The following is a 12642-nucleotide window of genomic DNA, read 5'->3' as shown; positions in this document are numbered from 1 at the left end:
AATGATGATAGAGTTAGGAAGAAAACTATGCTATAACTAGAGAGAGTTACGCATAAGAGGTGATGAATATGTTGTATGTTTTACTTGGTATATGGGGTGTATCCCTTCTACTCTTCCTCGCTTCCTTCCTACAAAAGGATCCTTTGAACGCTGTCGAAAAGAGTGTCGAAGAACTCTCGATCAATATGTATCAGGAACAATTAAAATTAAAAAAGAGAATCAAAGTGCTGGAAGAAGAGTTGATGATGGGAAGCCCGGTACCACGTCCTAAAAAAGCCATTAATGAAATTATTCGCAACCAGGTCATATCCCTTTATAAACAGGGGGTGCCCCCTGAGAAGATCGGCTCTCTTTCCGACCTGTCAAAAGAAGATGTCCGTTCCATCATACAAGGGATTTCCTGATTAAAAAGGGGAGACCGGGCCTAATGTCCCGTCTCCCCTTTCGATTCACACCTGAAAACGGTCCACAAGCCTCTGGAGGAACACCGCCTCCTCGTTCACCCGGTCCGATTGATCATACATGGTATCGATCAGATTATGCTGCACCTGTATGGAAGAGTGGGTGTCTCTCGCACCTTCATCGAATGTATGGCAGAGTTCTGAAAGCATGGACACAGATATGGCCATCTCATCCCTGTATTCATTCAACAGTTTCATCCCCGCAGAGATTTCCCCAATTCCCGCCCCCATTTCGGTTACAAGTGCCGTGACCCTCTCAGCATCCTGACCCACTTGCTCGGTCAGGTTTTTTGCAATGCCCACTTCTTCAAAGCCTCCATCTAAACTTGCCGATACATGATGCGTGATGTGACGGACGCCCTTGATATCCCTATCCATCTCTGACAACGATTCATGTATGTGATGAGAGAGCTGACGTATTTCTACCGCTACTACTTGGAACCCCCGTCCTGACTCACCCACCCTCGCTGCTTCTATGGACGCGTTTAAAGAAAGGATGTCCGTCTGGGTGGCTATTTCCTTTATAAAGTGAGTGAGACGGCTGATCGAGTCCATCCGTAACTGCAGTTCTTTCATCAGGTCCGTTGTCTCGCCTATTTTCACATACACTTTTTCCATCTGTTCAGCATTTTTCATCATGGAGTGGCCAGACTTGCCCGTTATCGTTTGAATCGTCAAGGATTTAGTCTTCAACGAGTTGAATTCTTCTGCCACCTGTACCATTCTGCTGCTGAATGTCCGGTAATGACTGGAAAGATCGGATGTCGAAGCGGCTTGTTGGGTTGATCCGGCCGTCAGTCCTTTCATGTGGACAGACACCCCCATGCTAGATTCCTTGAGGCTATCAGCCAGGCCCACCATCTTTTGACTATTTTTCTGGACATTCCCCGCTCCCCGTTCGATTCCTTGCACAAGCCCCTTCAATTCCTGTACCATCTTGCTGATTGAATCACCGAGAAGGTGGATTTCATCCCTGCCTTTAGAAGAGGACAGGTTTTTCGTAAGATTTCCTGCTGCCACCGATCGGGTGATATCCAATAGTTCATCGATGTCACGCTTCATTCTCGATCCGGTTCTATGTATGATCCAATAGCTCAATACGGTTGTGAGGATGATCATTCCCACCGTCAGTGTCTGGCTAAGGGCAATGGAGCGCTCTGCCTTTTTCACGATCACTTCCTGTTCACTGGAAGTCTGATTTCTTAACGTTTCAAGGATCAGGTTGTTTTCTTGCCTCAGCCCCGATATCCTTTCTCTCGCGTCGGTATAAATACCCTCATCCAGCCGGACGACGGCCGGGGCAATTTCTTTTGAAAACGTCTCATCGATCGCCTTATTATTTTCAATGAACGTTTCCATGGCTTTTTTTGTCTCTTCATCAACCGATGCCAGGTTCCATTCCGTAGTCTGCGTTTGAAGTTGATTCCGTAACCTGCGATACTCCTTGAGGTCTTCCTCCTTCATGAAGGTGATATAATCCGCAATCCGAATATCTTTCTCGTTCACCATTCTGGAGAGATCCGTCACTTCGACAGAACGCTGTCCCTTCTCTTTTACAAAAAGGAGGTCTCCATGGATTTTATGGATGGTCACGAGACTGCCTCCCACACACAGCAGGAATAATAGGGTGTTTGCCAACAAGGCGATGAAAAGCTTGCGCATGATTGAATGTTTCGGTTTCATAACGGTCATCTGGTTATCTGGTCCTCCTTCTTTTCTGGTCCCCCCCCTTCCACTATGGGTCAAATATCCCATTAATGCCATAGCTTTGAAGCAAAGTTAACTTTATCTTTACGCTTGCTTTACAAAAAAAAATCCAGACCTTTCAGTCCGGATTTCTCATCAATTATTGAGGTCAAAACGCTCCCCGGTTACGAGGAAAATGACATTTTCACAAATATTCGTCACATGGTCCCCCACCCGTTCAATATAACGGCAGGTGAAGGCCAGCTGAGTGATCTGGCTGATCTCATTTGGGTAATTTGGAATATACGTCATGAGCTCGGCTACAAGCTTTCCATACATCTCATCCACCTGATCATCTCGGTCAGCCACTTTTTTCGCCAATGCTGCATCTTCTTCACGGAACGCTTCGAGCGCCCCTTCCAGCATTTCTTCCGCGATTCCAAGCATTTTCGGGATTTCCTCTATAGGTTTGATCAATTTTTGATCACCGATATGGAGGGTCGATTTGGCAATATTCGTAGCCAAGTCACCGATGCGTTCAATCTCAGATGAAATCCTCAGTGCAGAGATGATTTTCCTCAGATCAGTTGCCACCGGTGACTCTTTGGCAATCAGGAGGATGGCTTGCTGATTGATGCTGTTATCCATGCGGTTGATTTCTTTATCGTGCGCGATGATTTCCTTGGCCTTTTCGATATCCTGCGTTTTCAATGCTTCGATTGACGCATGAAGGGACTGGCTTGCCTCAGCAGCCATGGCGAATAATTTATCCTTTAATTCCTTAAGATTCAAATCGAAATTGCTTCTGCTTACCATCTACGGAACACCTCTTTAGTCAGATTGATATCACGCTTATCCAAATCGCCCTGAAACATAATCCTCGGTACGTTTATCTTCGGGATTGGAGAATATCTTATCCGTCTCATCGAGTTCAATGAGGTCTCCAAGAAGGAAGAACGCTGTCTTATCAGACACCCTGGCAGCCTGTTGCATGTTGTGGGTGACGATGACAATGGTGTATTTCTTCTTGAGTTCGGATATGAGCTCCTCGATCTTGACAGTGGAAATGGGATCGAGGGCCGACGTCGGTTCATCCATGAGCAGGATCTCAGGTTTTGTCGCAAGCGCCCTTGCGATGCAGAGCCTTTGCTGTTGACCACCCGATAGCCCCATGGCCGGAGCATCCAACCGATCCTTTACTTCATCCCAGAGTGCGACACTTTTCAACGTCGTTTCCACAATTTCATCAAGCTCCGCTTTCTTTTTCACACCGTGGACCTTAGGGCCGAAGGTGATGTTGTTATAGATGCTTTGAGGAAATGGATTCCCTTTCTGGAAGACCATCCCCACCTTTTTGCGAAGGTCGACAAGGTCGACTTTGTCTGACAGGATGTTCACACCGTCGTAATTGATCTCCCCAGACATCTTAATGCCCGGGACCGACTGATTCATCAGATTCAACGTTTTAATGAACGTCGATTTCCCACACCCCGACGGTCCGATGATCGCTGTTACATCATTATCATAAATCGGGAAGGTGATATTTTTCAGTGCGTGATTCTTCCCGTACCACAGGTTCAGATCGTTGATGTCAAATGCCGTCTTGGCAGCTGTTGCTAAAGCCATATGAAACCCCTCCATCCAGTTTAATTCTTTTGGATCTCTCGTCCCTTAACTGAAACGACCGGAAATGTATTCTTCCGTCCTTTTCTCTGAAGGATTGGTGAAAATCTTCTCGGTTTGATCGAATTCGATCAGGTCTCCATTGTAGAAGAATGCTGTTTTGTCCGACACACGTGACGCCTGCCCCATGTTATGGGTGACGATTACGATGGAATAATCCTTCTTCAAGTCGGCAATCAATTCTTCGATCTTGGCGTTTGAGATCGGATCAAGGGCCGAGCATGGTTCATCTAAAAGCATGACAGTCGGTTTCATGGCGATGGTCCTCGCGATACAGAGACGTTGTTGCTGTCCTCCCGAAAGAGCGTGTGCCGATGTATGAAGGCGGTCCTTTACTTCATCCCAGAGAGCGGCTTTGGTCAAGCTTTCCTCTACGATTTCCTCCAGTACAGCTTTTTTCTTGATGCCTGAGAAAGTCAGGCCGTGGGTAATGTTTTCATAAATCGATTTATTGAATGGATTCGGCTTCTGGAATACCATACCGATTTCTTTGCGAAGGGCTACGACATCAATATTCTTATCAAGCAGGTTGACATCTTCATACATGATTTTGCCTTCCGCCCTTGCAATCGGGACAAGATCGTTCATTCTGTTGATGGTGCGCAAAAATGTCGATTTCCCGCATCCAGAAGGTCCAATCAGTGCCGTGACAGCGTTTTTCTCGATTTTCATGTTGATGTCCTTGACGGCATGGTTGTCACCGTAGAAAAAGTCAAGATTTTGCACGTCCAGGATCGTATCATTTCCAGGGTTGAAGGTTTTTTCAACGGGTCTAGTTTGCATTTCAATCGTCATATCAATCCCACCTTCACTTATTTAGTCGCCGTAATTTTTTTATGAATATAGCTTCCAAGAATCCTTGCACCCAGATTGAAGATCAGAACGACAATGATCAGGACTGCCGATGCGCCTGCTGCTTTCTCTGCTACGTCAGGAATGATTCCCTGTGTATTGATGGACCAGATGTGGACGGCAAGTGTTTCAGCCGGTCTGAAAACATTCAGGGGCGAAGTAGGGGACAGTGGATTCAAGTCTCCATAATTCAGTCGCGGTGTCGACAATCCGGCTGTAAATAACAGGGCTGCCGCTTCACCGAATACGCGTCCCGATGCCAGGATGGCACCCGTCAGGATCGATGGGAAAGCGCCGGGGATCATGACAGTCTTGATCGTATGCCAGTTGGTGATGCCGAGTGCCAGGCTTGCTTCTTTCAGTTCACGCGGAACGCCACGGATGGCATCCTCGCTCACCCTTACCATGACAGGCAGGTTGAAAACGGTCAGAGCCAGGGCACCCCCGATGATGGTGTAACCCCATCCGGTGATGTTCACGAAAACCAATAGACCGAACATACCGATGACGATGGATGGGAGCGATGCAAGTACTTCAATACATGAACGGATGGTGTTGGTGATCTTACCCGGTTTTGCATATTCAGCCATGTAGATCCCACCGCCTACTCCGAGTGGGACGGTGATCAACATCGTGATGAACAGGATGTAAACGGAGTTGAATAGCTGGTCGCGTATTCCGCTCCCTTCACGAACTGTACTGGATGGAGTCGTCAGGAAATCCCATGTGATATACGGTACTCCTTTGACAAGGATATAGGCGAATAGGGCAACCAGCAGTGCAATGATGAGTGTTGCGATTCCGACGAATACGCCGGTTGCCAGTTTATCTGCTCGTTTGCTGTTCATTAGATTTTCCTCCTAGATGAGAGATAACGGATCAATAGGATAAATAGGAAGGACATGATCAGAAGGATAAGTCCCATTGACCACAGCGTATTGTTCTCTACGCTTCCGTAAGTGGTATGTCCCATATTCAGCGTAATGATCGTCGTCAATGTCGCAGAGGCATCCAGAAGGCTGGATGGAAGATCACGTGTATTACCGATGACCATCTGCACAGCAAGGGCTTCACCGAATGCCCTGGCCATCCCCAGGACCACCGCCGTCAAAAGCGTCGGTAACGCAGCAGGGATCAAGACCTTCCTGATCGTCTGCCAGCGTGTCGCACCGAGGGCATATGAACCTTCACGAAGGTTTTTGGGCAGTGAACTCATGGCATCTGTTGCGATAGTCGTAATCGTAGGCAGGATCATGACGGCAAGGACGATGGTCCCTGCCAATAATGAGAATCCCATGCCGGAGAAGGTTCCCCTGATGAATGGGACCAATACTGTAAGCCCTATAAATCCATAAACGACGGAAGGAATCCCGACGAGGAGTTCCACGATCGGCTGCATGATCTTGCGGCCCCATGATGGGGCAATATCCGTCATGAAGATGGCGGCGCCAATTCCGAGTGGAGCGGCCACAATGGCGGCCAAGATCGTGACAGCGAATGATCCAAATATGAACGGAAAAGCACCGTATAAGGGGTTTTCCCCTGTGGGATTCCATTTTGTACTGGTTAAGAACTCAATGGGGCTTACACCATTTTTTATGAATGATTGCAACCCTTTTGTGGTTAAGAAAATCGTGATGGATATTGTCGCCACAATCATGATGACGGCACTGAGTGTGACAAGAAATTTCCCTTTGAATTCCCCGCTCATCCAAGATCGGTTATTCTTCAGTAGCCTTTTGGAGGCCGGTAGTTGCTTTTCTGACATCATCGTTAAACACCCCTAGTTACGAGATAATAGGGTAAATGCCTATGCATTTACCCTATCAGTTTCATGCATTACTTCTTGGTGATTTTCCCTTCTGCATCGCGTTCCACTTTCATGTCAGCAGAGGAGATATACCCTTGATCCTTCACTAGTCCGCCTTGGACATCTTCGCTCATCATATAATCAAGGAATGTTTTGGCCAGACCATCAGGCTCACCCTTCGTATACGAATGCTCGTAAGCCCAGATCGGGAAGTCGCCTTTTTGTACGTTTTCATCAGTCGGTTCAACACCATCTACTGAAAGTGCTTGTACCTTGTCATCCGTGAAGTAAGAGAATGCCATGTAACCGATGGCTCCGTCCGTCTCACTGATGATTTTCTTGACGGTATTTGTGGAGTCCTCTGTGATTCCTTCAGCAGGGTTTTCTCCATCAAGTGCATATTTTACAAAAGTGGCACGGGTACCTGAAGAATCAGGACGGTTGACGAGGGTGATCTTCTGATCTTTACCGCCAAGTTCTTTCCAGTTCTTGATTTCTCCCGTGAATACTTTCTTCAAGTCTTCTTTGGAAATGTCTTTGACTCCAACGTTCGGATTCACCGCAGCCGTCATTCCAACTACAGCGACTTTATGATCAACAAGCTCGTCAGCTGGAATTCCTTCTTTTTCTTCGGCGAACACATCGGAGTTACCGATTTGGACTGAACCTTCTGCTACCTGGGATAGTCCTGTTCCAGAACCACCGGCATTCACTTGGATATCGGCTTCTGGATTTTCAGCCATGAATTCTTCAGCTGCTGCTGCAACTAGTGGTTGCATGGCAGAAGAACCTGAAATGACGATGGAACCTGATGCTTTTTCATCACTTTTTCCTTCGTCGGTGCTGCTTCCATTTCCGCACGCCGCCGAGAATGTGACAGCTGCTGCTAGTACTGTAAGCAGTCCTACTTTCTTGAAGTTCTTCATTCGTTGATTCCCCCTAGAATATTGGTTGTTTTGTCCTACATGAATTAGATTAAGGGATAAGTGTTAATGGGGTTTTAATCGATTGTAAAGCTTTTGTAAATCGTGTATGTTCTTGATTTAATAAGCATCGGAGCTTGCCTTGATCGGAGAGAGTGCTCTCCCACATTCCTGCTGGAGGATATTTTTTCCTAGGAATATCACCTCATTCCTCCCCATTGCATAGTCCCTATTACCTTGTAGGGTCTCCTATCCTCCGCCTTGCATTCGTTCCTTTTCTGCGCGACTCGAAGCATTGAAAAAAAACAAACAAAAAAGAGGGTGGATTTCTCCACCCTCTAAGGATCAGTTGCTTTCTTCCCTTATCTTTTCCTGTTGCTTTTCAGCATCTTTTGCATTCTCGACTTTTTTGTCCACGGTATTTGTATCTCCTGCGGTCTTCGCCCGTTCTTTCTTCAACTCGAAATATTTATCCATGACCCGTTTGGCGATCTTTTTGTTTGTATAGGGATCGCTCACCCCACTAGCTTGGATGTGGGAAGATGGGACGACGGTTGCATACGCCACTTCCGGGTTGTCAAACGGCGCGTAGCCGATGATCGTCGTATTGTAATTCAGCTTGCCGTCTACATATGTTTCGGCTGTACCTGATTTACCTGCCGCATTATAGGGAGCGTCTTTGAACTCATTATAGGCCGTACCATCAGGGTTGTGATAGACCCGGTAGAACCCTTTTTGTACATGTTCGATCTGATCCTGTGTTGCGTCGATTCTGTTCAGTACCTTTGTCTCGTCTTCAAACAGGACGGAACCGAGACTCTTCTTATCATTGGTCGGCTCCCGGATTTCCTTCATCATATGAGGCTGAATCCTGTACCCGTCATTGGCGATTGTCGATACATACTGAGCGAGCTGCATGGTCGTGTAGGTATCGAACTGCCCGATGGCGTAGTCAAGCAGGAACCCGGGATCGGTAGCCGTTCCTTTCAGTCCAGGTGATTCACCAGGAAGGTCGATGCCCGTCGGTACACCTAGGCCGAATTGGGCGAAATGCGTGCGGAAGGTATCGAATGCTTCCGGATTATTCACGATCGGCTGATTCGGTACATATCGTCCCCCTGCAATCCGAAGGGCGACTTTCCACATATAAGAGTTTGATGACTTTTCCAAAGCGAACAGATCCGTGATCGGCATCTGGCCATACTTATTGAACCAGGATGATTTCGGAGGCGTACCTTTGATTTTCAGGGGTTCATCGATCAAGGTTTCGCCCGGGGTCAGATTCCCCGTCATATACCCCGTCAGGATCGTAGCCCCTTTCACAACGGAACCGACCTCATAGGAAGAGGTAAAGGTGCCGAGAGCCGCATCCCTCATTTCGTATTTGCCGGTCTCTTCATTCTTCATATATTGCTTCCCTGCCATGGAAAGGATCTCTCCCGTATTCGGATTGATCATGACCACATAGGCACGGTCAAGGTTCGGGGATGCCCCCCGGTCCTGTATTTGTTTCGAAAGCTCATCTTCAATGATTTTCTCCACTTCACGCTGAAGCTCCATGTCGATGGTGAGGACAACATCTTTTCCACGCTGTCCTTCCTGGACAAGAAGGGATTCAATGACGCTTCCGTTTTTCGTGATGTTCTTCATCTGCTCTTTTTGACCTTGGAGCAGGTCTTCATATTGAAGCTCCAAGTAGCTTTTCCCTACCCGGTCGTTCCGGTTGTATCCTTCAGCAAGATACGCATCGACAAGATTTTTCGGAAGACCTTCCCTTGCAGAGGATACGTTTCCAAGGATCGTCCTCAGCGTATCATCGAATACATAGGACCGCTTCCAGTCCGTCGTTGTATTCACCCCCGGCAGTTCGTTCAGGTGCTCACTCACCTTGGCAAACTCATCGGGAGTGACATCTTCATTTTTCACGATTTGCGGATTCAATGCGTAGCCACCGGCAAACTCACGGTAGATCGCAATGATCTCAAGATCCTTTTTCGATAGGGACTCAAGCATGTTGTCCGAGATGCGGTCGAGCCTCATCTGGTATACCTTGGCATTTACGTCATCTTCCGAAAGTTCTTCGTCAGCCTGGAGTTTCTTGATTTCAGATGAGGTAACCAATTTATCTGCTTCATCGCTATTCTTGATGATCCAATAGTCTTTTTTATCCCGGACCGTCACGCTTTCCGGGTCTTTGTCAATAAACTCTGAAAGCTTGGTGGCGACATCGATCATTTCCTCCGTCGTCGTTGTATTCGTCCGGGTATATGTGATGGCATTCAACGGGACATTATCCACGATGACGTTACCGTATCGATCATAAATCTTCCCACGAGGAACACCGGTATTCACGACCACATCCTCGGTCCGTTCCACTTCACTCTTATAACTTTCCCCATTTACGATCTGGACGACGCCCAACCGCAGCACCAGCATGGAGAACAGCAGAAAAACAGCAAAAAACAGCATATTCATCCGAATGGGGACGTGCGTTTTCTTTTTCCTTTTACTCCTTTTCAATCCTTCCAACCCTTCCTCTATGTAAAAATTCTATCTATGTATAGTGTATAAAAAAAGCGGCTGAGTTTCTAGCTGTAACTAAAGGGAGGGATATTTTCCCTCCCTTTGAGGAATTTGGCTAGGACTGTTGGAATTGAATCTTCCGGATGAAAAAGTAAATCAAACTGTGCCCGGCACCAAGCAGTAAGAGGAGGACCGGGATGCTTACATCCTGGTCGAAAAGGGTCACAGCCGCAATGAATGCGAGGACCGATACGATCCTTCCTCCATTCAGGAAAAGCTCGCGGACGACGATGTACTCAATCCGCATTTCGGCCGCCTTCCAGCCGGTCCCGATGACGTCATAGGTCATGGAGATATAGGGCACCAGAAGAATGGGATAGGCAACGGCGATCAATCCAGCGTAAATCAGGAGGCGGGTGTACGTCATGTCAAAGACGATCAAGAAAACAGCGAGATAGAGAAGGATGCCGCCGAGCAATATCGCTCTTTTCCTGAATTCCTTTTTAATGACCCTCGAGGCGATATAGTAGCTGATGAAGGCGATGCCGGAGTTTACCAGACCGAATGTCCCGAGTGCGAATTCACTTCCCGTACTGATGTAAACGAAGACCGATACGGCAAATATGAATGTCCCTTCACGGATCCCCTGAAAGAAATGGGCATTTGTGATCCGACGCCAGTTCGGGTCATTGCCCCTCTCCTGAAAGATCCTCCAGAACAGATACTGTCCGTCTGCTGGTCTCCTTTTCAGGAAGAAGCTCAGCACAACGGCCACTGCGAACAAGAACAGGGAAAGTCCGAAGACGATGGTGTAGCCCTTGAACGATTCGAAACGGGAAATGATAAATCCAGCAAGCATCGGTCCGATGATTCCGCCTGCAGAAGTCAGGATCCCGAGGAATCCATTAAAGAAGTCCCTCGTCTCAGGCTCGGTGATCTCGAATGTGAGCACATTGAAGGCAAGCCAGTAAAACCCATACCCGATTCCGAGCAGTGCGCCCAGGATAACAAGATAATGCTCGGCCAGGGAACCGAATGAAAGGACTGATATATAGAAAAGCGCAAGGAAGATGACGCCGATTCGAAGAACGATTACGCGATCGACCTTCTTGGCCCATCTCCCTGCCAGGATGAATGTCAATGGCTGCAGGATGACGACTGTCAGATTGTAGATCCCAAGGTCGACAAATTGACCCGATTGTTTCCATAAATAAATATTGACGAACGTATTCGACAAGGCAATGCTCAATGAGTACATGCCGCCGATCAACAAGAGCAGCGTCAATTCTTTCGTTAAATCGATATCACCTAAAAATCGTTTATAGCTCATAGCAAAACTCCCCTTTGATGTACCCCTATTCTTTGAATAAGGAAGGGAAGTTATGCAGGAAAAAAGGGGGCTCCCGGTAACGGGAACCCCCTTCTAGACATCATGAAATTATTTAGCAGCGCTGTAAAGCTTAGCCACTTCATCCCAGTTGACAACGTTCCAGAAAGCTGAAATGTAGTCAGGACGACGGTTTTGGTAGTTGAGGTAGTATGCATGCTCCCAAACATCAAGTCCAAGGACAGGCGTTTTGCCTTCCATTAGAGGAGAGTCCTGATTTGGTGTGCTAGTTACTTCCAATTCACCGTTGTTCACAACAAGCCAAGCCCAGCCTGAACCGAAGCGACCTGCAGCTGCTGCAGCGAATTCTTCTTTGAATTTGTCGAAGCTACCGAATTTAGATGTGATGGCATCAGCCAGTTCGCCTGATGGAGTGCCTCCACCATTCGGTGAAAGAAGCGTCCAGAATAGAGAGTGGTTGGCATGACCGCCACCGTTGTTGCGCACAGCAGTACGTGCACCTTCAGGAACGGCATCAAGATTCGCTACAAGCTCCTCGACAGATTTGCTGAGAAGGTCGTCGTGACCTTGAAGGGCATCATTCAATTTTGTTACATATGTGTTGTGGTGCTTCGTATGGTGGATGTTCATTGTTTCCTTGTCGATATGAGGTTCCAATGCGTCATACGCGTAAGGCAGTTGTGGTAATTCGTAAGCCATGATTAAATTCCTCCCTATGTAAGTTTGTCCGGACTTCTAGTTCCGGCCTGTTTCAGTTTAAGATTACCAAATCTCCACAGCAGGTTCAACTGATTTGCTTCGTCCTCTGTGATTGATACTCCTTTAAAATACCCATTCTTCCCTATCTTAATCCTCCGCATCCCGGGATTGTTCAGATCACCCAGAAGAAATAGACCAGCATGGCCGCCTGAATAAGACCTTTTGTGATTACGCTCGAGATAAAACCGATCACGGAACCGATCCCCACCTTTACGGCCTGTGTGAATGACGTCCGCTTGACGAGCCACTCACCGAGGATCGCCCCGATGAACGGGCCGATGATGATTCCTAGGACCGGGATGATGAATGGCCCGGCAAGAAGTCCGATCGTACTTCCCCATACGCCTGCCTTGGATCCGCCAAATTTCTTGACGCCGATGAGATTCGTGACATAATCGGCTCCGAACAGAAGGATCACGAACAGGATCTGGATGGTCCAGAACAACCAGTTCATCGGCTCGAATGAAAAGAACAATCCATAAAGGATATACCCGAGAAGCAAAAATAACACACCGGGAATGATCGGGTAGATCAATCCCGCAAATGCGACTACAAATGCCGCAATGATCAAGATCCAATACAACACGTCCATATAAC

The 12642-nt window shown here is 47.4% G+C and carries 12 protein-coding genes; 1 reads left to right on the top strand and 11 read right to left on the bottom strand.

What is annotated here, in order from left to right; translation table 11 throughout:
- Positions 1–68 precede the first annotated feature (68 nt).
- Positions 69–404, top strand: a complete 336-nt coding sequence (locus ACNA6I_RS02680) for a hypothetical protein (RefSeq protein ID WP_048006096.1) — start codon at positions 69–71, stop codon at positions 402–404.
- A 45-nt stretch (positions 405–449) separates the two neighbouring features.
- Here ACNA6I_RS02680 and ACNA6I_RS02675 read toward each other — a convergent pair whose 3' ends face one another.
- The 11 genes from ACNA6I_RS02675 to ACNA6I_RS02625 all read right to left on the bottom strand — a co-directional run bounded on the left by ACNA6I_RS02675 (position 450) and on the right by ACNA6I_RS02625 (position 12637).
- Positions 450–2153, bottom strand: a complete 1704-nt coding sequence (locus tag ACNA6I_RS02675) for a methyl-accepting chemotaxis protein (RefSeq protein ID WP_416312919.1) — start codon at positions 2151–2153, stop codon at positions 450–452.
- 150 nt (positions 2154–2303) lie between these two features.
- A complete protein-coding gene (gene phoU, locus ACNA6I_RS02670; protein WP_048006098.1) occupies positions 2304–2963 on the bottom strand; it encodes a phosphate signaling complex protein PhoU in 660 nt (219 codons plus the stop codon).
- Positions 2964–2999: 36 nt separating this feature from the next.
- Complete coding sequence (pstB, locus tag ACNA6I_RS02665) at positions 3000–3773, bottom strand: phosphate ABC transporter ATP-binding protein PstB (protein ID WP_048006099.1); 774 nt, start codon at positions 3771–3773, stop codon at positions 3000–3002.
- Positions 3774–3818: 45 nt separating this feature from the next.
- Entirely contained in the window at positions 3819–4625 is an 807-nt protein-coding gene (gene pstB, locus ACNA6I_RS02660) for a phosphate ABC transporter ATP-binding protein PstB (RefSeq protein WP_048006100.1), read from the bottom strand.
- Positions 4626–4642: 17 nt separating this feature from the next.
- Positions 4643–5530: a phosphate ABC transporter permease PstA gene (gene pstA, locus ACNA6I_RS02655; protein WP_048006101.1), complete on the bottom strand. Its 888-nt coding sequence runs from the start codon at positions 5528–5530 to the stop codon at positions 4643–4645.
- Positions 5530–6393 carry a phosphate ABC transporter permease subunit PstC gene (gene pstC, locus ACNA6I_RS02650; protein ID WP_370295458.1) on the bottom strand — a complete coding sequence of 288 codons (864 nt, stop codon included), beginning with the start codon at positions 6391–6393 and terminating at the stop codon, positions 5530–5532. Before pstC ends, pstA begins: the two co-directional genes overlap by 1 nt.
- A 128-nt stretch (positions 6394–6521) precedes the next feature.
- Entirely contained in the window at positions 6522–7418 is an 897-nt protein-coding gene (locus ACNA6I_RS02645; RefSeq protein WP_048014687.1) for a phosphate ABC transporter substrate-binding protein, read from the bottom strand.
- Positions 7419–7760: 342 nt separating this feature from the next.
- Entirely contained in the window at positions 7761–9890 is a 2130-nt protein-coding gene (locus ACNA6I_RS02640) for a peptidoglycan D,D-transpeptidase FtsI family protein (protein ID WP_063191752.1), read from the bottom strand.
- A 163-nt stretch (positions 9891–10053) separates the two neighbouring features.
- Positions 10054–11268, bottom strand: a complete 1215-nt coding sequence (locus ACNA6I_RS02635; protein ID WP_048014685.1) for an MFS transporter — start codon at positions 11266–11268, stop codon at positions 10054–10056.
- Between the two features lie 108 nt (positions 11269–11376).
- Positions 11377–11985, bottom strand: coding sequence for a superoxide dismutase SodA (gene sodA / locus ACNA6I_RS02630; RefSeq protein ID WP_048006106.1), 609 nt, complete (start codon positions 11983–11985; stop codon positions 11377–11379).
- Between the two features lie 172 nt (positions 11986–12157).
- Complete coding sequence (locus ACNA6I_RS02625; RefSeq protein WP_048006107.1) at positions 12158–12637, bottom strand: DUF456 domain-containing protein; 480 nt, start codon at positions 12635–12637, stop codon at positions 12158–12160.
- Between the last annotated feature and the right edge of the window lie 5 nt (positions 12638–12642).

It is taken from the genome of Rossellomorea sp. FS2 (genome assembly GCF_047915635.1).
GTDB classification, from domain to species: Bacteria; Bacillota; Bacilli; order Bacillales; family Bacillaceae_B; genus Rossellomorea; species Rossellomorea marisflavi_A.
Note: the sequence above shows the minus strand (reverse complement) of the source record. Positions and strands in the feature narration are given on the sequence as shown.